20 protein-coding genes and 1 pseudogene are annotated in these 22,309 nt (G+C 74.1%); 13 read left to right on the plus strand and 8 right to left on the minus strand.

Annotated elements, in window-relative coordinates; translation table 11 throughout:
* Position 1: 1 nt before the first annotated feature.
* Positions 2–436, minus strand: coding sequence for a hypothetical protein (locus CXR04_RS29670; RefSeq protein WP_101426675.1), 435 nt, complete (start codon positions 434–436; stop codon positions 2–4).
* Between the two features lie 208 nt (positions 437–644).
* Here CXR04_RS29670 and CXR04_RS29675 point away from each other — a divergent pair, with 208 nt between their 5' ends.
* From CXR04_RS29675 to CXR04_RS29685, 3 genes are all read left to right on the plus strand, one after another.
* Positions 645–1,202: a hypothetical protein gene (locus CXR04_RS29675; RefSeq protein ID WP_101425292.1), complete on the plus strand. Its 558-nt coding sequence runs from the start codon at positions 645–647 to the stop codon at positions 1,200–1,202.
* 57 nt (positions 1,203–1,259) lie between these two features.
* Positions 1,260–2,582, plus strand: coding sequence for an ABC transporter substrate-binding protein (locus CXR04_RS29680; RefSeq protein WP_101425293.1), 1,323 nt, complete (start codon positions 1,260–1,262; stop codon positions 2,580–2,582).
* Between the two features lie 119 nt (positions 2,583–2,701).
* The gene (locus CXR04_RS29685) at positions 2,702–3,925 is read left to right on the plus strand and encodes a glycosyltransferase family 4 protein (protein ID WP_101425294.1); all 1,224 of its coding nucleotides are present in this window, start codon (positions 2,702–2,704) and stop codon (positions 3,923–3,925) included.
* 33 nt (positions 3,926–3,958) lie between these two features.
* On the opposite strand, the gene ctaD is transcribed toward CXR04_RS29685, so the two are convergent.
* On the minus strand, positions 3,959–5,671 hold the full coding sequence (gene ctaD / locus CXR04_RS29690) for an aa3-type cytochrome oxidase subunit I (protein ID WP_101425295.1): 1,713 nt from the start codon (positions 5,669–5,671) through the stop codon (positions 3,959–3,961).
* A gap of 409 nt (positions 5,672–6,080) precedes the next feature.
* Between ctaD and CXR04_RS29695 the strand changes: the two genes are divergently transcribed.
* Positions 6,081–6,305: an I78 family peptidase inhibitor gene (locus tag CXR04_RS29695; RefSeq protein WP_199850555.1), complete on the plus strand. Its 225-nt coding sequence runs from the start codon at positions 6,081–6,083 to the stop codon at positions 6,303–6,305.
* A 6-nt stretch (positions 6,306–6,311) separates the two neighbouring features.
* Here the strand turns inward: CXR04_RS29695 and CXR04_RS29700 are convergent, their stop codons facing one another.
* The gene (locus tag CXR04_RS29700) at positions 6,312–7,256 is read right to left on the minus strand and encodes a phosphatase PAP2 family protein (RefSeq protein WP_101425296.1); all 945 of its coding nucleotides are present in this window, start codon (positions 7,254–7,256) and stop codon (positions 6,312–6,314) included.
* A 575-nt stretch (positions 7,257–7,831) separates the two neighbouring features.
* Here CXR04_RS29700 and CXR04_RS29705 point away from each other — a divergent pair.
* Positions 7,832–9,700 (plus strand): MFS transporter, encoded by a 1,869-nt coding sequence (locus CXR04_RS29705; RefSeq protein ID WP_101425297.1) that lies wholly within the window; start codon positions 7,832–7,834, stop codon positions 9,698–9,700.
* Positions 9,648–10,838 carry an acyl-CoA dehydrogenase family protein gene (locus CXR04_RS29710; RefSeq protein WP_101425298.1) on the plus strand — a complete coding sequence of 397 codons (1,191 nt, stop codon included), beginning with the start codon at positions 9,648–9,650 and terminating at the stop codon, positions 10,836–10,838. Before CXR04_RS29705 ends, CXR04_RS29710 begins: the two co-directional genes overlap by 53 nt.
* Positions 10,839–10,909: 71 nt before the next feature.
* Here the strand turns inward: CXR04_RS29710 and CXR04_RS29715 are convergent, their stop codons facing one another.
* Positions 10,910–11,356: a cell division protein SepF gene (locus tag CXR04_RS29715; protein ID WP_101425299.1), complete on the minus strand. Its 447-nt coding sequence runs from the start codon at positions 11,354–11,356 to the stop codon at positions 10,910–10,912.
* Between the two features lie 526 nt (positions 11,357–11,882).
* Here CXR04_RS29715 and CXR04_RS29720 point away from each other — a divergent pair.
* Complete coding sequence (locus CXR04_RS29720; RefSeq protein ID WP_101425300.1) at positions 11,883–12,800, plus strand: S1 family peptidase; 918 nt, start codon at positions 11,883–11,885, stop codon at positions 12,798–12,800.
* 282 nt (positions 12,801–13,082) lie between these two features.
* Positions 13,083–14,123, plus strand: a complete 1,041-nt coding sequence (locus tag CXR04_RS29725; RefSeq protein WP_101425301.1) for a slipin family protein — start codon at positions 13,083–13,085, stop codon at positions 14,121–14,123.
* A gap of 190 nt (positions 14,124–14,313) precedes the next feature.
* On the opposite strand, the gene CXR04_RS29730 is transcribed toward CXR04_RS29725, so the two are convergent.
* Positions 14,314–14,952, minus strand: a complete 639-nt coding sequence (locus CXR04_RS29730) for an AAA family ATPase (protein ID WP_234380553.1) — start codon at positions 14,950–14,952, stop codon at positions 14,314–14,316.
* Between CXR04_RS29730 and CXR04_RS29735 the strand changes: the two genes are divergently transcribed.
* Complete coding sequence (locus CXR04_RS29735) at positions 14,951–15,571, plus strand: mycothiol-dependent nitroreductase Rv2466c family protein (RefSeq protein WP_101425302.1); 621 nt, start codon at positions 14,951–14,953, stop codon at positions 15,569–15,571. The two genes, CXR04_RS29730 and CXR04_RS29735, sit on opposite strands and share 2 nt — an antisense overlap.
* Positions 15,572–15,645: 74 nt before the next feature.
* On the opposite strand, the gene CXR04_RS29740 is transcribed toward CXR04_RS29735, so the two are convergent.
* Complete coding sequence (locus CXR04_RS29740) at positions 15,646–17,043, minus strand: APC family permease (RefSeq protein ID WP_101425303.1); 1,398 nt, start codon at positions 17,041–17,043, stop codon at positions 15,646–15,648.
* Between the two features lie 71 nt (positions 17,044–17,114).
* Between CXR04_RS29740 and CXR04_RS29745 the strand changes: the two genes are divergently transcribed.
* Positions 17,115–18,116 carry a GlxA family transcriptional regulator gene (locus tag CXR04_RS29745; protein WP_101425304.1) on the plus strand — a complete coding sequence of 334 codons (1,002 nt, stop codon included), beginning with the start codon at positions 17,115–17,117 and terminating at the stop codon, positions 18,114–18,116.
* A gap of 53 nt (positions 18,117–18,169) precedes the next feature.
* Here CXR04_RS29745 and CXR04_RS29750 read toward each other — a convergent pair whose 3' ends face one another.
* Complete coding sequence (locus CXR04_RS29750; protein WP_101425305.1) at positions 18,170–18,820, minus strand: NAD(P)-dependent oxidoreductase; 651 nt, start codon at positions 18,818–18,820, stop codon at positions 18,170–18,172.
* A gap of 97 nt (positions 18,821–18,917) precedes the next feature.
* Between CXR04_RS29750 and CXR04_RS29755 the strand changes: the two genes are divergently transcribed.
* On the plus strand, positions 18,918–19,319 hold the full coding sequence (locus CXR04_RS29755; protein WP_101425306.1) for a winged helix-turn-helix transcriptional regulator: 402 nt from the start codon (positions 18,918–18,920) through the stop codon (positions 19,317–19,319).
* Positions 19,320–19,356: 37 nt separating this feature from the next.
* Here CXR04_RS29755 and CXR04_RS29760 read toward each other — a convergent pair whose 3' ends face one another.
* Entirely contained in the window at positions 19,357–19,959 is a 603-nt protein-coding gene (locus CXR04_RS29760) for a 2'-5' RNA ligase family protein (RefSeq protein ID WP_101425307.1), read from the minus strand.
* 111 nt (positions 19,960–20,070) lie between these two features.
* On the opposite strand from CXR04_RS29760, the gene CXR04_RS29765 reads away from it, so the two are divergent.
* Both CXR04_RS29765 and CXR04_RS29770 read left to right on the plus strand, forming a co-directional pair.
* Positions 20,071–20,835, plus strand: a complete 765-nt coding sequence (locus CXR04_RS29765; RefSeq protein WP_101425308.1) for a class I SAM-dependent methyltransferase — start codon at positions 20,071–20,073, stop codon at positions 20,833–20,835.
* Positions 20,836–21,277: 442 nt separating this feature from the next.
* Positions 21,278–22,198, plus strand: a pseudogene (locus CXR04_RS29770) (alpha/beta hydrolase); the annotation flags it as partial.
* Between the last annotated feature and the right edge of the window lie 111 nt (positions 22,199–22,309).

Raw genomic sequence — 22,309 nt, forward strand, 5'->3', positions numbered from 1 at the left:
CTCACGCCTCCGGCGCGGCGGCCGCCCCGGGGCCCGGCTCACAGACCGGGCACGGCGTCAACGCCCGCCCCTCGCCCCCGGCTTCCGCCGGATCCGGGACCGGTACGGCGCCGGGCTTGCCGTCGACGAGGGGGCAGCCGGGCCGGTGGTAGAGCGTCCCGCCGGGCACCGCCAGGTACGGGCCGGCCGCGCCCGGCTCCGCGAGAGCCGGCGCGGGTCCCGCGGAGGCGCCCGCGCCCTCCGCGTCCGCCGCCACCAGCAGCCCGTACAACTCCTCGACCCGCGCCGCCGCGAGCCCCTGGTCGCCGCGCGCCAGCAGCACCGCCCCGGCGACGATCAGCGCCGCCCCCGGGATCGTGCACGACGCCAGATACGGGATCTGCCGCTCGGCGAACCGCTCTCCCGACACCCCGTACCAGCCGACGGCGCACAGCACGGCCCCCGCGGCGAGCGCGGCCCAACTGCCCCACTGCAGGGCCATGGCCTTCAGCGAGTACCCGCGCGCCGGGCCGGTTTGCCGCATTCTGCCCCCTGTGCATCGCCGCCGCTTGCGATGCACTATGCCGTGTGTGGTTCTACTGCGCAGTAGAGCGGACGGAACGGCGGGACACTCGACGCATGACGACGTTCAGGGGTGAGGACGGATGACCCGAGGAGCACGCACGCGCAGCGCCGCGTGGCTGGCCGCGGCGGTACTGCTCACGGGGCTGGGCGCGGCCGGCTGCGGGGACGACGGCGGCGGCGCGGACACACCGGACAGGACGCCGAGCGCGCAGGCGTCGGAGAGCAGCCCGGCCGCGGAGGCGAGCGAGGGCGACGGCGCGGGCGGGGCGGACGGCGCGGAACCGGCCGATCCGGCGGCGGCGGAGAAGGAGATCGAGGAGAACTGGACGACGTTCTTCTCGCCGGACTCCGACGCCGACGCGAAGCTGGCGGTGCTGGAGGACGGCGAGGCGATGCGGCCGCTGATGACGGCGTTCTCCGACGACAAGCGCTGGAAGCAGGTCGGCGCCGAGGTCACGGGGGTGGAGTTCGACTCCGCGGAGGAGGCGGAGGTGACGTACGACATCGCGCTCAAGGGCGAGACGGTGGTGCCCGGTGCCACGGGCGTCTCGGTGCTGCAGGACGGCTCGTGGAAGGTGTCGAAGCGGGCCATCTGCACCCTGGTCGAGATGAGCGGATCACCGGGCCCCGGGTGCTGAGTCGAGGAGACCTGGTTGAGGAAACCGGGGTGAGGAGGCCGGGTTGAGGAGGCCGGGTTGAGGAGGCCGGGGGGTGTCGCGCTGGCGGTGGCCGCGCTGGTGCTGCTGACCGCGGCATGCGGCAGCAGGGTGCCCGAGAGCGAGTTCACGGAGCGGCCCGCGGAGCGGGGCGGCGGCGCCGCACCGTCGGGTGAGGCGCGCGGGGAGCCGGTCAGGGTCGGCGTCATCGCCAGCGAGACGAGCCCGGTGGGCGACGCGTTCAGCGGGCCGCAGGACGGCGCGCTGGCGTACTTCGAGGCGCTGAACGCGCGCGGGGGCGTGGGCGGCCGCCCCGTCGAGGTCGTCACCTGCGACGACGGCGGCAGCGGCCTGGGCAACAGCGACTGCGTACGCGAACTGGTGCTGAAGGAGAAGGTGTTCGCGCTCGTCGCCACCACCTCGCTGAACTACGCCGGCGCCCCGCAGGTCAGCGACGCGGGCGTGCCGGACGTCGGCGGCCAGCCGATCGGGGCGGCGTACGAGACGTATCCGCACCTGTACGGCATCTACGGCAGCCGCGCCCCGCGCACCGGCAGCAAGCCCGGCTGGGACGGCGACCTGTACGGCGGCACCGAGGTCTACCGCTACTTCAAGCGGGAGCACGGCGCCCGCACCGCGGCGGTCGTCTCGTACAACCAGGCGGCCTCGGCCTCGTACGCCCGCAGCGTGACCAGCGGCCTGGAGGCCGAGGGCTACGACGTCGTCACCGAGCAGGTCGACTTCTCGCTGCCGAACTTCGACGCGGTCGCCGCCGACCTGCGCGCCCGCGGTGTCGACCTCGTCTTCGACGCCGTCGACACCGGCGGCAACGCCAAGCTGTGCCGGGCGCTCGACGAGGCCGGGGTGGAGCTGACCGCGAAGGTCACCAACGTGCAGAACTGGAACTCAAGCGTCCCGGAGGACTACGCGGACGCCGAGCGCTGCCGCAACTCCCTCTGGGTCACCGGCTCCAGCCGCAACTACGAGGACACGGGCGACCCGGCGGTCAAGGCGTTCCGCGACGGCATGGACCGCTACGCGGACACCGGCACCCGCTCCCAGTGGCAACTGGAGGGCTGGGCCGCCGCGATGTGGTTCGCGGACGCGGCGAAGTCGTGCGGGGAGGACCTGACGCGCGCGTGCGTCGAGGACTTCATGAACCGCGCCGAGCCCTACGACGCGGGCGGACTGCTGCTGCCCGCCCAATTCGAGCAGGTGCCGGAGCCGCCGAAGACCCGGCCCACGTGCGTGTCGGCGGCCCGCTGGCAGGACGACGCAGACGGCGGTGCCGGCGGCTGGGTCAGCCAGGGCGAGATGACGGACAACTGCTTCACGGTGCCGCAGCTCCCGTACCGGCCCTGACCGGCCCAGAGACCGGCCCCGACCGTGCCCGTACCGGCTCTGACCTGCCGTGATGCCGGGCGGCCACGGCTGTGCGACGCTGTTGCGGGGGACTGCCCGCACCCGTCCCGAGGTACACCATGCGGATCTCCTTCCTGATCAGCAACGCGTACGCAGTCGGGGGCACCGTCCGCACCACCTTCACCCTCGCCCGCGCGCTCGCCGAGCAGCACGACGTGGAGATCGTCTCGGTCTTCCGGCGCGAGGACGAGCCGTTCTTCGACGCCGGGCCGCACGTGCCCGTACGCGCCCTCCTCGACGCCCGCCCCGGCAGCCCCCGCTACGCCGCCGACGACCCCGACCACGCCCGCCCCGCGCGCCACTACCCGCCCGCGGACGGCCGCTACGGGCAGTACAGCGTGCTCACCGACCGGCTGCTGGCCACGCACCTGCGGCACCTCGGCGCCGACGCGGTCATCGGCACCCGCCCCGGGCTCAACGTCGCCCTCGCCCGGCACACCCGCCGCGGCGTGCTGCGCGTCGGGCAGGAGCACCTGACGTTCGCCTCCCACCCGCGGCAGTTGCGGGTGGCGCTGAGCGCCGCGTACCCGCGGCTGCACGCCGTCGTCACCATGACGGAGGCCGACGCCCGCGCGTACCACGAGCACCTGCGGCTGCCGGGCGTGGCGGTGACCGCCATCCCCAACGGCGTGCCGGCCCCCGGTGTGCCGCCGTCCGACAACACCGCCCGCTGCGTCGTGGCCGCCGGCCGGCTGGCGCCGCTCAAGCACTTCGACCACCTGGTCAAGGCGTTCGACCGGGTCGCGGACGCGCACCCCGACTGGCAGTTGCGGATCTACGGCACCGGCCCCCGCCACGACGCGCTGCGCGCCCAGATCGACCGCCTCGGCCTGTACAACCACGTCCTCCTCATGGGCGCCGTGCACCCGATGGAGGCGGAGTGGCCGAGGGGCTCGATCGCCGCGCACACCTCGGTGCTGGAGTCGTTCGGGCTGTCCATCGCCGAGGCGATGCGCGGCGGCCTGCCGGTCGTGGCGACCGACTGCCCGCTCGGCCCGCGCGAGATCATCCATGACGGCGAGGACGGCATCCTCGTGCCGCCGCGCAAGCCGGCGGCCGTCGCCCGCGGGCTGCTGCGGCTCATCGGCGACGAGGACCTGCGCCAGGAGATGGGCACCGCGGCGCTGGCGAACGCCGCGCGCTTCGACCCGGCGCGCGCCGCGGAGCGCTACGACGACCTCTTCGCCCGCCTGCACGCCCACCGCCCGACGCTGCCGCTGACCGGCACGGTGCTCGGCGGGTTGTACGCCCACCGCACCCGGGAGGACGCGGCGGCCGCCTGAGGGGCCGCCCGCCGGAGCGCGTCCGCGCCCTCGCTACGGCTCCCGCGACCCCTGCCCGTCCCCCTGCCCGTCCCGCTGCTCCGGCTCCTCCCGCCGCGCCGTGGCGACGGCGTAGGGGTGGTGCAGGTCGAAGGCCGGGGACTCGGAGCGGATCGGCGGCAGGGTGGTGAAGTTGTGCCGCGGGGGCGGGCACGACGTGGCCCACTCCAGGGAGCGGCCGAAGCCCCACGGGTCGTCCACGTCGACCTTCTCGCCCTCCTTGGCCGTGTGCCACAGGTTGTACAGGAACGGCAGTGTGGAGGCGCCGAGCAGGAAGGCGCCGATGGTGGAGATCGTGTTGAGCGTGGTGAAGCCGTCGGCGTCGAGGTAGTCCGCGTACCGCCGCGGCATGCCCTCCACGCCCAGCCAGTGGTGCACGAGGAACGTGGCGTGGAAGCCGACGAAGAGGGTCCAGAAGTGGATCTTCCCCAGCCGCTCGTCCAGCATCTTTCCGGTGAACTTCGGCCACCAGAAGTAGAAGCCCGCGAACGTCGCGAACACCACCGTCCCGAAGACCACGTAGTGGAAGTGGCCGACGACGAAGTACGTGTCCGTCACATGGAAGTCCAGCGGCGGCGAGGCCAGCAGCACGCCCGTGAGACCGCCGAAGAGGAAGCTGACCAGGAACCCGATCGCCCACAGCATCGGCGTCTCGAACGACAGCGAGCCGTTGACCATCGTGCCGATCCAGTTGAAGAACTTCACCCCCGTGGGCACCGCGATCAGGAACGACGCGAGGGAGAAGAACGGCAGCAGCACCGCCCCGGTGGCGAACATGTGGTGCGCCCAGACCATGATCGACAGACCCGTGATCGCGATGGTGGCGGCGACCAGCATCACGTAGCCGAAGATCGGCTTGCGGGAGAAGACCGGGATGATCTCGCTGATGATGCCGAAGAACGGCAGCGCGATGATGTAGACCTCCGGGTGGCCGAAGAACCAGAACATGTGCTGCCACAGCACCGCTCCGCCCACGGCCCCGTCGAAGACGACCGAGCCGAAGCGCCGGTCGGACTCCAGCACCAGCAGCGCCGCGGCCAGCACCGGGAACGCCATCAGTACGAGGATCGAGGTGAACAGGGTGTTCCAGGTGAAGATCGGCATCCGGAACATCGTCATGCCGGGCGCGCGCATCGTGACGATCGTGGTGAGGAAGTTGACCGCGCCCAGGATGGTGCCGAAGCCCGCCAGCGCCAGTCCCATGATCCACAGGTCCGCGCCCACGCCGGGGGAGTGCACCGGGCCGTTCAGCGGCGCGTACGCGAACCAGCCGAAGTCCGCGGGCCCGCTCGGCGTCAGATAGCTGCTCAGCACGATCAGCCCGCCGAAGAGGAACAGCCAGTACGACAGCATGTTCAGCCGCGGGAACGCCACGTCGGGCGCGCCGATCTGCAGCGGCATGATCTCGTTGGCGAACCCGGCGAACGTCGGGGTGGCGAAGAGCAGCAGCATGATCGTGCCGTGGATCGTGAACGACTGGTTGAACTGCTCGTGGCTGAGGATCTGCATCCCCGGCCTGGCCAGCTCCGCCCGCATCACCATCGCGAGCAGGCCGGCGAAGAGGAAGAAGATGAATGAGGTGATCAGGTAGAGATGCCCGATCTTCTTGTGGTCCGTGGTGGTCAGCCAGTCCACGACCACCGAGCCGTGCCGCCGGGCGCGCGGGGGAGCAGGTGCCGGTGCCGGTGCCGCCTCTGTCGTCCCCATCGTCTCTGCACCTTCCGCTCGTAGGTCACGTGTGACGACGCGCGCGTCCACGGCACGACGGTGCCACCGGTGCACGGATCCGGCGCGCTACGCGCGTTCGCCCGGTGTGTCGCGAAGAGGCCGTCCGAGGGTTTATGCGGAGCTGACACGGGACGCCGCCATCCGGGGGAAACTCGATGAATTCCAGGGGGGCCGGCGGGTAAACAGGAGGTGCGATTAGCGGCACTGACAGCAATTCCCGATAGCCCGTCAGGAGGTGCCTCTCGGACGCCTGTACGGGACCTCTTGGGGGCCTCCCGGCGGCCTCCGGGCGCTGTGACAGAAGTGTGACCCGCGGTGAACAGGGCCGGGACATCCCCGTGGTCCGCCGCCCTACCGCGGCCGTGACCAGGGGCATAGCGTGGGCGCCATGGCGACACCACCGAACCTGCCGACACCGTCCCCGAATCCCGACGACGACCCCGAGAACTACGTCGGCCTGGCCGCCGCCGACGCCGAGGAGCGGGCCAGGGACCGCGGCTGGACCACGGTCCGCTCGCTGCCCCCGGGGGCCATCATCACCATGGAGTTCATGGGCGGACGGCTCAACTTCACCGTCCAGGACGGCCGGGTCACGCGCTCCTGGGTCGGCTAGTACGGGTCAGCCGCCCGCGCGCGCCTGCGGCCGGCCGCCGGGACGGTCCGACTGCGGCGGGCGGCGGTGGCCGGCCGGGGTGACGGGAGGGCGCTCGTGCCGCGTGGTGTGCGGGCGCGGCGCCAGGTGCGGCCAGGTGTCGGGCCGGGCGGCGGTGCCGGAGCCCGAACTGACCCGGGCCATCTCCCTGGTGCTCGGTGCGCCGGTGCCCGTGGGGCGCTGCGAGACGATCGACACGCGCGTGGCCAGCGGCGACAGCGAGGCCGGCGCGGACGGTCCGGCGGCCGGCGAGCCGCGCAGCCGGTCGCGCAGGTGCAGCAGCCACGCCTCCGCTCGGGCCACGCCGGGCTCGAACCAGGGCAGGGCCAGCAGCACCAGCAGGCCGGCGACCCAGCCGAGGAGTACGTCGCTGAGCCAGTGCGTACCGAGGTAGACGGTCGTGCCGCCGACGCCCAGCGCCACCATCGCGCAGACCACGGAGGCGGTCCTGCGAGCCCGCGGCGTCGTCGCCAGATAGGCCACGACACCCCAGGTCACGACGGCGTTCGCGGTGTGACCCGAAGGGAATATATCGCCGCCGGCCCACATCTCGTTCGAGCCGATCTGGGTGGCGTAGTGCGGGCCGAGCCGGCCCATGCCGATCTTCGCCGCGCCGACCGTGACGTTCAGCAGGAGCAGCGAGCCTGCCAGCATGAACAGCGGGCGCAGGGTGTGCTGCCGCCAGGCGCGCCAGCCGAGCCAGGCCAGCACGGCGACGGCGGTGGGGGCGCGCTGCCCGAGCACCACGAAGTAGTCCAGGAAGGCGTGGAACTCCGGCCACTGCTTGTACGGCCGGAAGAGCATCAGTTGCCAGTCGAGGTGCACCAGCCACGACGTGGTCACGACGCCCGCGACGATCGCCGCGTAGACGGCCAGCGACGACCAGAACAGCCACAGCCGGGTCCTGGTCATACGCGGCTGCCGGCCGCTGTGTGTGGTCGGACGCTCCGCTCCCTGCGGACGTCTCTCTTCGGTTCGCACGGAATCGACGCTACATCGCCGACTGCCGCGGATTGACCAATCGGCCGGATTTGTAATGCCTATGTGATGTGGACTGTGTCGTCAACGGCGGTTACCCCACTGCCATTTCAGGACTCATGTCTTCCGCTTTCTGGGAATATCTGAGTGCGGCCAATCGGTCAATTGTTTTTCGCGCTCCTCCGTTTATCGGAGATTCGCCGTGCCGTTGCGGACCGTTCGCCTGACGGACGACCCGGCTGTGGTGTGACGGGCGTCACGCATCGTGAACAATGCCCTCAACCAGTGACTTCCCGGACCGGGGGCGCGCAATCATGGCACGTCAGCAGACCCGTTCCGGCACGAGGGTGACCGGAGGGGACAGCGGCGGGCGGGAAGGTGCCGGGCCCGGGAACGGTCCTGCCTCCGCCGCCACCCCGTGGCGCCGTCACCTCAACGGGTAGTGCCGCCACCTGCATCCGGAGGACTCGCGTACGCTGTCGACTCGCGCGAGTCCGGGAGGTGCGTAGATGTCAGGGACGGCCACGGCCACGAGCCCGCCGCGGGACGTTCCCGGCGCCCACGTCGGCGGTGCCGGACGCTGGACCGTGCTGGCCGTCCTCTGCTCCAGCCTGCTGCTCGTCGCCCTCGACGCGACCGTCCTGCACGTCGCCGTCCCCGCGCTCACGGAAGACCTCAAGCCCGGCGCCGTCGACCTGCTGTGGATCGTCGACGCCTACCCCCTCGTCGCCGCCTCCCTGCTGATCCTCTTCGGCACCCTCGGCGACCGCGTCGGCCGCCGCCGCGTGCTGCTCCTCGGCTACGCGATCTTCGGCCTGGCCTCCGCGCTCGCCGCCGCGGCGAGCGACCCGCACGTGCTGATCGCCGCCCGCGCCCTCCTCGGCGTCGGCGGCGCCATGATCATGCCCGCCACGCTGTCGATCCTGCGCCAGGTCTTCCCCGACCGCCGCGAGCGCGCCGCGGCGATCGGGCTGTGGAGCGCCACCGCCGCCGTGGGCGCGGCCATCGGGCCGCTGCTCGGCGGCTTCCTGCTGGAGCACTTCTGGTGGGGCTCGGTCTTCCTGATCAACATCCCGCTGATGGTGATCGCCGTGCCCGTCGGCCGCTGGCTGCTGCCGGAGTCCACCGCCGACCGGGCGGGACCCTGGGACGTCCTCGGCGCGCTGATCGCCGCCGTCGGCCTCTTCGGCGTCGTCCTCGGGCTCAAGCAGGCGGGCGCGGGCGACGGGCCGCTGCACCCGGCCGTCGTCGCGCCGCTGCTCCTCGGCGGCGCCCTGCTCGTCCTCTTCGTCCGCAGGCAGCGCCGCCGCGCCCACCCCCTCGTCGACTTCGACGTCATCTCCTGCCGGTCCTTCGGCACCGCCGTCGGCTGCATCGTGCTCGCGCTCCTGGCCCTCGTGGGGCTGCAGCTCGTCGCCGTGCAGTACATGCAGCTCGTCCTCGGCCTCAGCCCGCTGGAGACCGGGCTGCGGCTGATCCCGCTGACCGTCGCCGCCGTGGCCGCGGGCCTCGCCGGCTCCCGGATGGTCGCCAGGCTCGGCCCGCGCGCCATGGTCGCCCTCGGCTTCCTGGTCACCGCCGTCGCCGTCACCGGGCTGATCAGCCTGGGCGAGGAGGACCGGCCGCTGGTGCTGTGCGCGGGCTTCGTGCTGCTGGGGTACGGGCTGGAGACGACCATCTTCGGCGCGTACGAGTCGATGCTCAGCGAGACGCCCGCGGAGCAGGCCGGCGGGGTCGCGGCCATCGGCGAGACCTCGTACCAGCTCGGTGCGGGCATCGGCATAGCGCTCCTCGGCAGCGTCATGAACGCCGTCTACCGGCCCGCGCTCGGCACCGTGCCCGGCGTGCCGTCGAGCGCCAGTGACGCGGCGGGCAACTCGCTCGGCGAGGCGTACGAGACCGCGGCCGAGCTGGGCGGCGCGGCGGGGGCCACGCTGCGGGACGCCGCGCGGGACGCGTTCGTGCAGGGCATGCACGTCACGCTGGCCGTCAGCGCCGGGCTGCTGCTGCTCGGTGCGCTCACGGCGCTGCGGCTGCCGCGGTCGATGGAGTGCGGTGAGCCCGGCGAGGCGGGCGGCGGCCCGGCGAAGGGCGCAGGCGAGGCGGCGGGCGCCGGTCCCGTGGCGCCGCTCGGGGTGCGCCGGCAGCGGGGTGCGGCGGACGGCGTGCGGGACGGCGGCGGGCGGGGGCGGAAGCGGGGTGCGGGGCCCGGGCGCGTACGGCGTGTGCAAGACGTCACGCCGCGCGCGGAGAGGCTGGACGACGCCGAATACGCGCAAGTAGCGTCGGGCCGTGACCCCGAGGGACCGCCGGAGGACGACAGCCATGGGCTCAAGCACTACGCCGCCGTTCAACCCCGCCGATCCGCTGGGAGTTGACGACCTCCTCGGCCCCGAGGACCTCGCCGTCCGCGACACCGTGCGCGGCTGGGCCGCCGACCGCGTGCTGCCGCACATCGCCGACTGGTACGAGCGCGGCGAACTGCCCGGCATCCGCGAACTGGCCCGCGAGCTGGGTGCGATGGGCGCCCTGGGCATGTCGCTCACGGGCTACGGCTGCGCCGGCGCCTCCGCCGTGCAGTACGGGCTGGCCTGCCTGGAGCTGGAGGCCGCCGACTCCGGCATCCGCTCGCTGGTCTCCGTGCAGGGCTCGCTCGCGATGTACGCCATCTGGCGGTTCGGCTCCGAGGAGCAGAAGCAGCGGTGGCTGCCGCGGATGGCCACCGGCGAGGTCATCGGCTGCTTCGGCCTGACCGAGCCGGACCACGGCTCCGACCCGGCCGGGATGCGCACGTACGCGAAGCGCGACGGCACCGACTGGGTGCTGACCGGACGCAAGATGTGGATCACCAACGGCACGGTGGCCGGCGTCGCCGTCGTGTGGGCCCGTACCGACGACGGCATCCGCGGCTTCGCCGTGCCCACGGACGCGCCCGGCTTCAGCGCGCCCGAGATCAAGCACAAGTGGTCGCTGCGCGCATCGGTCACCGCCGAGCTGGTCCTCGACGAGGTGCGGCTGCCCGCCGACGCGGTGCTGCCGGAGGCCACCGGGCTGCGCGGCCCGCTGAGCTGCCTGACGCACGCCCGCTACGGGATCGTCTGGGGCGCCATGGGCGCGGCCCGCGCCTCCTTCGACGCGGCGCTCGACTACGCCCGTACCCGCGAGCAGTTCGGCAAGCCCATCGGCGGCTTCCAGCTCACCCAGGCCAAGCTCGCCGACATGGCCGTCGAGCTGCACAAGGGCGTGCTGCTCGCGCACCACCTCGGTACGCGGATGGACGCCGGCACGCTGCGCCCGGAGCAGGTCAGCTTCGGCAAGCTCAACAACGTCCGCGAGGCGATCGAGATCTGCCGGACGGCCCGCACGATCCTCGGGGCGAACGGCATCTCGCTGGAGTACCCGGTGATGCGGCACGCCACGAACCTGGAGTCGGTGCTGACGTACGAGGGCACGGTGGAGATGCACCAGCTCGTGCTGGGCAAGGCGCTGACGGGGCTGGACGCGTTCCGGGGCTGAGCCGTACGGCCCAGCCCCGGTCTTCCGCGGTCGTCGTCTTCTTCGGTGGACTTCTGCTACGGCCCGTCGCGTCAGCTCTGGTTGAAGAACCCGCCCTGCGTGGAGCGGGGCACCTCGCCCGGCACGATCGCGTACTCCGCGGGGGTCAGCAGGAACACCCGCGTCGCCACCCGCTCGATGGAGCCGCGCAGCCCGAAGGTCAGCCCCGCCGCGAAGTCGACGACGCGCTTGGCGTCGGCGGCGTCCAGCATCGTGAGGTTCACGATGACGGGGACGCCCTCGCGGAAGAGCTCGCCGATTCCGCGCGCGTCGCGGAACCCGTCCGGCGACACGGTGGCGATTCGGCGCCCCTGCTCCTGGGCGACCTGGGACGCCACGCGCACGCGCGGGTCCGTCGTCCAGGCGGCGTCTGCCTGGGGGGTGTCCGCGCTGTCGTCTTCGTACCCGTCGTAGTAGCGCTCGTCTTCGTTGTCGTCGACGAGGCCGAGCCAGGCACTAGCCCTGCGTACCGATCCCATGACGCCTCCTCTCTCTCCCGCGGCGTGGGCTGTCCCCGGAGTCCGGGGAGGTCTGTCCGCTCACCTATGGTCATCCATGATGCGGATGATGTGCCAATCAGATAGAGGGCACGGGCCGGGTTCGTGACAGTACTGGCACAGAAACGGCTGTCGGTTCGTCAGAGTTCCCCCAGCGCAGGTGGTCTGACGGGGTGACAGGAGATTTCCGCGGGGCCGGACGGGTGTTTCGGCCACTACTCGGGTGGTTCCCGTGCTGTTCGAGTGGTCGGTGGCCCGGCCTGGCCGGTCGGGCGGGGCCGGGGGCGCGTTTACGCCAACATGTGCCAGTGCCTACTTGTGCACACCTGTCATCGTCTGAATACTCTCAGCAGCGCTTGTCAGGGGCACGACGAAAATAAGGGGCCGCACCCCCACGGCCGGGTGCACCGATGCCGGCCGGGCGAGCCCTTCCGTGTTTTCTCCGCCCCGTGGCTGCGCCTCACGGACCTGCCCGCCGGCGGGTCCCCGAGCACACTCGGAGGATTGAGTGAGGATCAAGCGCACACCCCCACTGAGCGGCACCAAGAAGCGACTGCGGCTGGTCGCCGCGCTGACCGCCGCCCTGGCCGGCGCCGCGCTCGCGGTACCGGCGTCGGGCGCCGCCCAGCAGCCCGAGGGCTTCAGCGCCGCGACCCTGGCCAGAGCCGACGACGCGGTGCTCGCCGCCGACATCGGCGGCACCGCCTGGGGCGTCGACAAGAAGACCGGCACCCTCGTCGTCAGCGTCGACGAGACGGTGACGAACGCCGAGGTGGCCCGCATCAAGCGGACCGCCGGTGCCGACGCGGGCGCCCTGCGGATCGAGCGCATGAAGGGCAAGCTCCAGCGGTACATCGACGGCGGCCAGGCCATCTACGCCTCCGGCTGGCGCTGCTCGCTCGGCTTCAACGTCCGCAGCGGCACCACGTACTACTTCGTCACCGCCGGCCACTGCACCGACGGCGCGGGCACCTGGTGGAGCAACTCCGCCCGCACCTCCACCATCGGCCCGACCGCCGGGTCGAGCTTCCCGACGAACGACTACGGGCTGGTCAGGTACAGCAACACGGCGCAGACCCACCCGGGCACCGTGAACCTGTACAACGGCACCAGCCAGGACATCACCAGCGCCGCCAACGCGACCGTCGGCCAGGCCGTCAAGCGCAGCGGCTCCACCACGGGCGTCCACAGCGGGAGCGTCACGGCGCTGAACCAGACCGTGAACTACGGCGGCGGCGACATCGTCTACGGCATGGTCCGCACGAACGTGTGCGCCGAGCCCGGCGACTCCGGCGGCGCGCTGTTCTCCGGCACGACGGCCCTCGGCCTGACGTCCGGCGGCAGCGGCAACTGCACGAGCGGCGGCACGACGTTCTTCCAGCCGGTCGTGGAGGCGCTGAACGCCTACGGGGTGAGCGTCTACTGACCCTCGGCGTCCGTTGAACCCGATGCACGGGGCCTGAGCGCCCCGGCCGCCGCCCCCGCCCGGACCCCCACCGGGCGGGGGCGGTGCGGGTCCCGGGGGGCCGATCGGGGGACTGGCCGTGGGGGGTTCCGTCGCCGGTTTTTCCCGGTTTTTCCAGGGTTCGCGGCGGTTTCCCAGGGCTCGTCCGCCACTGGCCCGGTTCCCAGCAGTATCTCCCCTCCCGGCAGCGGGGCTACCGTTGAGGGGAGAACGGCTGACTCCCACGCGACGCAGGGGGCCGTGATGATCGCAGGACTGATCGCAGCGGCGGTGACCATCGCCTGTCTCGGGGCCATCTATGCGCTGGCCGGGGCCCGGGTGGTCAAACAGTACGAGCGGGGGTTGGTCTTCCGGCTCGGCCGGCTCAGGCCCGGTGTCCGCGGGCCCGGCTTCGCGATGATCGTCCCGTTCGTGGACCGGATGCGTAAGGTCAACATGCAGATCGTGACCCTGCCCATCCCCGCCCAGGAGGGCATCACCCGCGACAACGTGACGGTCCGCGTCGACGCGGTCGTGTACTTCAAGGTCGTGGCCCCTGCCGACGCCGTCGTGCAGGTCGAGGACTACCGCTTCGCGGTCTCCCAGATGGCCCAGACCTCGCTGCGGTCGATCATCGGCAAGAGCGAGCTGGACGACCTGCTCTCCAACCGCGAGAAGCTCAACCAGGGCCTGGAGCTGATGATCGACAGCCCGGCCGTGGAGTGGGGCGTGACCATCGACCGGGTCGAGATCAAGGACGTGTCGCTGCCCGAGACCATGAAGCGCTCCATGGCCCGGCAGGCGGAGGCGGCGCGGGACCGGCGCGCGCGGGTCATCAACGCCGATGCCGAGTTGCAGGCGTCCCGGAAGCTGGCGCAGGCGGCGGCCCAGATGTCGGAGCACCCGGCGGCGCTGCAGTTGCGGCTGCTGCAGACGGTGGTGTCGGTGGCGGCGGAGAAGAACTCGACGCTGGTGCTGCCGTTCCCGGTGGAGCTGCTGCGGTTCCTGGAGCGGGGGCAGCCGGGCGTGGCGGGGCCGGCGCAGGCACCGGCCGGCAGCCCTGCCCCTCAGGCGCCGCCGGCGGCGGTGGACGGTGCGGGGGCTGCGGCGGACGCGGGCGCGGGCGAGGACGAGGACGTGCCGGCGCCGGTGGACTCGATCGACCCGCTGCGCGGGGTGGAGCAGATGGAGCTGGGCGATTCGGTGGCCCCCGCGGGCCGGCCGGAGGAGGTGGACCCGGGAGACACCGCGTCGGCGGAGGAACTGGAGCCGCCGCGGCCGGACCGGGCGGACCCGGAGCGCTGACGGGCGCGGTCGTACGTCGTACGGGCCCGGTGGCACGTTGTACGGGCCGGGAGGCGCCGCCCGCCGCCCCGGGGTGGCCGGCGGGCGCGTACCGGTGACCAGGGTGCCGGGCGGTGCGGCGGCGCGCGGGTGGATTCGCTGAGAGCAGGGCGGCGCGGCAGCCGGGGGAGTGGCGCCCGTACGGCAGGTGTCAGCGTTCGACGCGGGCCTCCTGCCAGGCGCGGGCCAGGATCTCGTCCGCCGTCTCCGCCGGCGTCTGGTCCGAGGTGTCCAGCCACAGCCCGAGGCGCGGGGTCTCGGCGCGCAGCACGCCGTCCAGCTCCCGTACGCCCCACGCGGCCCCGTACGCCGTCTTCGCCCGCCCCGCCTCGCGGGCCGCCACCGCCGCCGGGCGCGGCGCCAGGACGACGACGAGCAGCGGGTCCGTACGGAACAGGGCCGTGGTCCGCGGCAGCTCGGCGCCCAGCACCACGTCCTGGGCCACCGCCGTGAACCCCGCCGCCGCGTAGGCGTCCGCCGTACGGGCCATCAGCCCGTACCGCAGCCGCAACTGCCGCAGCGCCTCCGGCGACCCCTCCGGCGTCATCCCGGCGCGTCCGCCGACGACCATCCGGCGGAAGACGTCGCCGCGCACGTGCGCCGAGCGCGGCAGCCGTTCGGCGATCAACTGGGCGACGGTGGACTTGCCGGCGGCCTGGACGCCGGTCAGCAGCAGGACCGCCGGGGTGTCGGGGAAAATGGCGGCTCCTCGGAATGCGGCCGGGACGTCCGGCGTTGACGCTCGCGTTAACGTCGCGACTATCCGTACCACAGCAGGGAGATGGCCCATGGCGGCTGCCGCTGGTGAAAAGCCCAAGGTCGACTTCTACTTCGACCCCGCCTGTCCGTTCGCGTGGATCACCTCGCGCTGGATCATCGAAGTGGAACGGCAGCGGGACATCGACCTGCGCTTCCGGGTGATGAGCCTGTCCGTGCTCAACGAGGACCGCGACCTGCCCGACTGGTACCGGGAGCTGCTGGACAAGGCGTGGGGCCCGGTGCGGGTCTGCATCGCCGCCGCGCAGCAGCACGGCGAGGAGGTCCTGCGCGACCTCTACACCGCGCTCGGCACCCGCATCCACAACGGGGGCGAGAAGGACTACGAGACCGTCGTCAAGGACGCCCTGGCCGAGGTGGGCCTGCCGGCCGAGCTGGCCGAGGCGGCGGAGAGCGACAAGTACGACGAGGCGCTGCGCAAGAGCCACCACGAGGGCATGGACCCGGTCGGCGAGGACGTCGGCACGCCGACCATCCACATCGACGGAGTGGCGTTCTTCGGGCCCGTGATGACCGCCATCCCGCGGGGCGAGGAGGCGGTGCGGATCTTCGACGGGGCGGTGGCGATGGCGTCGTTCCCGAACTTCTTCGAGCTGAAGCGGACGCGCACGGGCGACCTGAGCTTCGACTGAGCCGTCTTCCGCTGAGCGGTCGCCGACCGAGCGAGACGAGCCGGTAAGGACCGGGTGCCAGGGGCACCCGGTCCTTACCTGTGTGCCGGCGGACCGGCCCCCGTCGCCGGCCGGCGGCGTCTTGTGCAGAGCCAGGCCGCCGCCGTCACCGCCAGCGGCCACAGCAGGTACGGGCCCGAGGCCACCAGCAGCGCCGCGACCGCGACCAGCGCCGGCACCGCCGCCTTCCGCCCCGCGCTGCCGTGCGGCAGCAGCCGGAACGCGGCGGCCACCCCCACCGCGTACACCGTGGTGAACGAGCCCGTGGTCAGCAGCACCAGCGGCTTCGTGCCGGTGTCCGTCAGCGTCACCGCCGCCAGCGCCGCGAACCCCAGCGCCGAGATCACCGCCAGGCTGCGCCGCGGCACCTCCCCGGCCTCGCTGCCCCGCGCCAGCTTCGCCGGCAGCGCGCCGTCGCGGCCGAGGGCGGCGCCGAGCTTGGCGGCGCCCGCGTAGTAGACGTTCATGACGCCGAGGGTGAGGAGCAGCGCGGCGCCCGCGGCCAGATGGCGGGCGGGGCCGCCGAGGCCGCGGGCCATGAGGTCGCCGAGCGGCGCGTCGGAGTCCGCCGCGGCCGGGCCGAGCACCGCGACGACGGCGAAGGCGACGGACAGGTACAGCACGCCGACCAGCGCGACGGCCGCGCCCGTCGCCCGCGGCAGGTCGCGGGCCGGCCGCCGGAACTCGCCCGCCAGGTGCGTGATCGCCTCCCAGCCCGCGAAGCTCCAGACCAGCAGCGCGGCGGCCGGCGCGACGGCGGTCCAGCCGTGCGGCGCGAAGGGCCGCAGATGGTCCGTACGGGCATGGGGGAGCGACAGCAGCACCGCGGTCAGCAGGAGGACGACGAGCAGCACCGCGAGCGCCAGTTGCAGCCGGCCGGTCACCTTCAGCCCCGCGGCGTTGGCGGCCGTGACGGCGGCCATCAGACCGGCCGCGGTGGCGGTGGTCGTCGCCGTGCCGCCGCCCACGGCGGCGGAGACGTACGCGCCGCCGAAGAGCGCGGCGGCCGCGGCGCCCGGCGGTATCGCGAGGAAGAAGCACCAGCCCACGACGGTCGCGGCGCGCTCGCCGAAGGCGAGCCTGGCGTACGTCGAGACGCCGCCGGAGTCCGGGTGGCGGGCGCCGAGGGCGGCGAAGGTGGCGGCCAGCGGCACGGAGACCAGGACGAGCGCGGCCCACGCGACCAGGGAGGCGGGGCCCGCGGTGTCGGCGGCGAGCGCGGGCAGGGTGATGACGCCGGTGCCGAGGACGGCGCCGACGTACATCGCGGTGCCCTGCACGGCGGTGAGGCCGCCGGGTGCGCGGCCTTGCGATGCGGGTTTCCGGCCGCGCTCCGCCGGGCGTCCCGGGGTACGCCCCGGGCGTACCGGTTCCGCGGCATGCGGCGGCTCGGCGCCGGCCGCCGGGGCGGCGCCGCTGGTCGTGTCGGCCATGACCGGAGCCTCGCCTGTCCGCACCCCGCGCGGCCATGGGCAGAAATGCCTCCCTGCGCTAAATTCCTGCCATGCCTATGCCGCCGCCCGAGCCCCCGGTGCCCCGCCACGTCGTCGGGGTCGCCGTCACGGACGGCACCCCCGCCTACGAACTCGCGGTCCCCTGCGAGGTCTTCGGCCTCGACCGGAGCGACCTCGCCGACCCCTGGTACGAGCTGCGCCTGTGCGCCGCCCAGCCCGGACCGCTGAGCACCGCCCCCGGGCTGCTCCTGCAGAGCCCGTACGGCCTCGCCGACCTGGCGGAGGCCGACACCGTGCTCATCCCGGGACTGACCCGCAGCCTCCAGCTCGACCCGCCGCCCGGCCTCGTCGCCGCGGTGCGGAAGGCGTACGAGGCGGGCAAGCGGATCGTCGCGCTGTGCGCGGGCGCGTACGTACCGGCGGCGGCCGGCGTGCTGGACGGGCGCCGCGCGACGACGCACTGGATGAACGCCGCCGACTTCACCCACCGCTTCCCCGCCGTCCGCGTCGATGCCGACGCCCTGTACTGCGGGGACGGCCTCGTCTTCACCTCCGCGGGCACCGGCGCCGCCGTCGACCTCTGCCTCCACCTCGTCCGCCGCGACCACGGCGCCGCCGTCGCCAACGAGGTGGCCCGGCGCATGGTCGTACCCCCGCACCGCGAGGGCGGCCAGGCCCAGTACGCCAAGCTGCCGCCGGTCCCGGCCCGCCCGGCGGCCCCCGACCACGGGCTGGCACCCGTGCTCGACTGGGCCCGCGCCCGGCTCCACGAGCCGCTGACCGTGGCCGCGCTCGCCCGCACCGCGCACCTCGCCGAGCGGACCTTCGCCCGCCGGTTCCGCGACACCCTCGGCGTCACGCCGCTGCAGTGGCTGCTCCAGGAGCGGGTCCGGCTGGCGCAGGAGCTGCTGGAGACCACCGACGCGCCGGTGGAGGCGGTGGCGCGGCGCGCGGGGCTGGGGAGCGCGGCGAACCTGCGGCACCAGTTCGCCCGGCAGACGGGGGTGTCGCCGCGGACGTACCGGCACGTGTTCCGCGACCGGGCGCGCTGACGGGAGCGCGGGGCCGGGAGGGTGCCGACCGGGATGCCCCGGCCTCCGGCCCGTCAGAGGGCCTCGGTCACCGCCAGGTGCGTACGGCTGTGGCGGGGCGACTCCGCCTCGTCCAGCAGGGCGACCGCGAAGTCCGGGTACGAGATGCGCGCCCCCGCGTCGCCGTGGGGGTGGACGCGATAGCCGTGTTCCGTGCGGCCGGCGTCGTGGTCGAAGTCACCCGCGGGGCTGACGTAGAGCCAGTCCAGCTCCTGCGGCGCCGTACGGAGGATGTCCAGGCCCGCCGCGTGCGCCTCGCAGAAGGGGCGGAACTCCGCCGGGAACGCCGGATCGTCGAGCATCCGGCGGCCCGTCGCGTCCGGCAGCAGCGACGCCAGACCGACCAGCACCAGCCGCGGCACCTCCGCCCGGCCGAGACCGGCCACCAGGGCCTTCGCCGAGCCGCGGAAGAAGGCATCCGGGTCCGTGCCCTCCCCGTACACCGCCGCGGCGGAGATCGCCGCGGTGGAGCCGGCCGCCGTGGCGGCCACCGCCTCCACGTCCGCCGCGTCGCCGGCCATCAGCCGTACGCCCTCGCCCGCGACGCCCGCGTGCTTCGCCGGGTCCCGCACCACGGCGACCACCTCGTGCCCGCGCCGCCGCGCCTCCGCCACCGCCCGGCGACCGGCCCTGCCGCCCGCCCCGTACACCACGATTCTGCCCATCCGCTGCCTCCCACTGCTCGGCCGTCGTCGTCCGCCGCACGCTAACCGGGCCCCCGGTTTCCTCCGGGATACCGGGAGCGCCGCCTACGCTGGCGGGATGAGCGAGCCGCTGCGCCCCGACATGTTCGACGAGCTGTGCCCGTCGTCGGTCCTGCCGTTCCGCTTCGGCGACAAGTGGGGCGGCCTGATCCTCGCGTGCCTGGAGGACGGGCCGCGGCGCTACTCGGAGCTCCGCGTCCCGCTGCGGCGGGTGACGCCGAAGATGATGACGCGCTCGCTGCGGGCCCTGGAGCGCGACGGGCTGGTGGCGCGGACGGTGTACGAGGGGCCGCCGCAGCGGGTGGAGTACGCGCTGACGCCGCTGGGGCGGAGCATGCTGGAGCCGCTGCGGGCGGCGTGCGCGTGGGCGATGGAGCACTGGGACGAACTGCTGGACGCCAGGGAGGCGTACGAGCGGCGGGCGGGGACCGCGGAGGCCGCGGGAGCCGCGGGGGGCTGAGCTTCCCGGCGGTCCCGTACGTCCCCGGCGTAGGCCCCTATCCGCCGTGCCCCGGCTCGCGACCGCCCAGCGGGAAGCGCAGCCACTCCCGCCACCGCCGCCCGTCGTACGCCACCAGGTCCACCGCCCGTACCCGCGCCGCGACCGGCAGCCGGGGCGCCAGGTCCGCCTCGATCGCCGCGTGTACCGCCTCGCCGCCGCCGTTGGCGACCGTCAGGTGCGGGTCGAGGTCGCCGAAGAGGCCGCCGTACGGCGGTTGGTCCGGCCACTCCTCGACGACGGCCTTCGTCAGCGCCCGCAGCGGGTCGTCCGGCTCGGGGACGAGGTACAGCACCCCCGGGAAGCGGGCGCAGCGCGCGAACGTCACCGGGAACGGCTCGTGGGCGGCGAACAGCCGCCGCAGGGCGGCGCGTACGACCGCGTCGACGCGGTCGCGGTGGAGGAACGGGTAGAGGACGGTGACGTGGGCGGTGCCGCCGTGGGCGGCGGCGGTGTCGTAGCGGGCGCGCCAGTTCCGTACGACGGGATCCACCTCGGGCAGCGACACGCTGAGCGCGGTCGTGCCGGGCGCGGTGGGCCAGCCCTCGGCTTCCACGTCCGCGTCGGCTTCGGCTGCGGGTTCGGTGCGCGCGCGTGGCATGGGGGGATCGTACGGCGGAGGCGCCCGGGCCTCCCGGGGCGGTTCCGGTGCCCGGGCGGCGTGTGGAAAACGTCTGTCCGCTGTCTTCGCGCACGGCGTACCGTACCGATCATGACTACGGACCACGAGCTGCACCGGCGGCGCGCTTCCTCCTTCGGCGGCCAGGCCGCGGCCTACGCCGAGTTCCGCCCCGACTACCCCGCGGCCGCGGTCCGTTGGGCCCTGGCGCCGGTCGCGGACCGCGCAGGACTGCACGTCCTCGACCTCGCGGCCGGCACCGGCAAGCTGACCGCCGCGCTGGTCGCGGAGGGTGTGCCGACCACGGCCGTCGAGCCGGACGCGGCGATGCGGACGGAGTTGCAGCGCGCGCTGCCGGACGTGCCGGCGCACGAGGGGACGGCGGAACGGATCCCGCTGCCGGCCGCCTCCGTGGACGCGGTGCTGGTGGGGCAGGCGTTCCACTGGTTCGACCCGGAGCGGGCGCTGCCGGAGATCGCCAGGGTGCTGCGGCCGGGCGGCGTGGTCGCCGGGCTGTGGAACGGGGGCGACCGCGAGGTGGACTGGATCATCGGCCTCGACGAGGTCACGCGCGGCGAGGCGTGCTTCGCCGACCTGGCGGACGAGGTGGAGGTGCCGGCCCACGAGCGGTACGAGCCGGTGCAGCGGCAGCGGTTCCCCAACCGGCTGCGGTACACGCGCGATTCGCTGACGGCGATGGTCGCCACCCACTCGCGGCTGCTGCTGCTCCCCGAGGACGAGCGGGCGCAGTTGCTCGCGCGGGTACGGGGCTACCTGGCGGCGCGCCCCGAGACGCAGCGCGCGGAGTTCGAGGTGCCGCTGGTCACGCTGGTCGACCGGGCGGTGCTGCGGGGCTGAGCGCGGGCGGCGGCGCGCCGCCCGTACCCGTCATACCTGAGAGCTACCCGCCAGGTGGGCTCTCCGGCGGGACGCCGACGAGGCCCGCCGGTTCGTAGCTTTCTCACCGGATCACACCCCGGTGAGAGGACCCGCTATGGCACGCCCCCGACCGTCCGAACCGCACGTGCGCGGTGAGGGGTTGAGGCGGCGGGCGGTGGGCCGCGGCGGTCGGCCGCGGGGCGCGGGGGACCGCGGCGCGGGGCGGCCGGAGGTCCGGCCGCTGGCCGGCGGCCGCGTGGGCGCGTGGTTCCGCGGTGCCCGTCCGGCGGGCGCCTGGCCGCGCGGTACGGACCGTCCCGGTGCGCGGCTCTTCGGCTCCCGGTCTTGCGGAGGCGGTGCTTCCGGCGCCGGGTCCCTCCGCACCGCGGATCGCACCCGCGGCGCGCGGTTGCGGCGGGGGTTGCTGGCCGCGGTGGTCGCGGCCTCCGTGGCGTTGCCGGTGGCCGCCGCGGCGCGGCCCGCCGCGGTGCCGGCGCCGGTGCCTGACGTGCCGTTCGACGTGGGCGCCGGCACGCCCGCCGCCCTCGCGCAGCGGTACGCCGCCAACCGCGACGGCATCCGCGCCGCCGCGCACACGGCCGCCGCCCACGGCGACCGGCGGCGCGCCGACTCGCTGCGCGCCATGGCCGCGCCCGGGCGGCGGTTCGTCTCGTTCGACGGCCGCGACGGCGGGCGCAGCGCCGAGGTGTTCGGCGACCTGGCGCACGCCGGGCGGATCGCCGTCCTCGTACCGGGTTCCGACACCGGCCTCGACGCGTACGGGCGCTTCCGCGCCGGCGCCGAGGCGCTGCGCGGCGAACTGCACGCGGATCCGGCGGACGACGGGCCGGGCGCCGTCGTCGCCTGGCTCGGCTACGCGACGCCGAGCACGGTCAGCCCCGAGTCGCTGACCGCCGACCGCGCCGAGGCCGCCGCACCACGGCTGCGCGAGTTCGTCCGCTCGCTGACCGCCGCCCGCCCGGGCGCCCGGGTCTCGCTGCTCTGCCACTCGTACGGCTCGGTGGTCTGCGGCCGCGCCGCGGCGGGGCTGCGGGTCGCGGACATCGTGCTGTACGCCAGCCCGGGGGTCGGCGCGGACACCGCCGCCGACCTGCGCACGCCCGCCACGGTGTGGGCGGGCCGGGGCGCGGACGACTGGGTGGGCGAGGTGCCGCACGTACGGATCCCGCTGCTCGTCACGACCCTCGGCTTCGGCCGGGACCCGGTCTCTCCCGCCTTCGGCGCCTGCCCCTTCCCCGCGGGCACCGGCGGCCACAGCGACTACCTGACCCCGGGCTCCGTACCGCTGCGGAGCATGGCCGGGATCGTGAAGGGGGAGGCAGCCTGCGCGCGTCCGGGCGCGGCGCGCCCGCCCTTGAAGGGAGAGGCCGCCGGGCCGGGCGCGGCGGTGACCGCGGATCTCCCGTGCCCGTACCTCCAATGCCCCGGCCCG

The organism is Streptomyces sp. CMB-StM0423, from assembly GCF_002847285.1.
Taxonomy (GTDB): domain Bacteria; phylum Actinomycetota; class Actinomycetes; order Streptomycetales; family Streptomycetaceae; genus Streptomyces.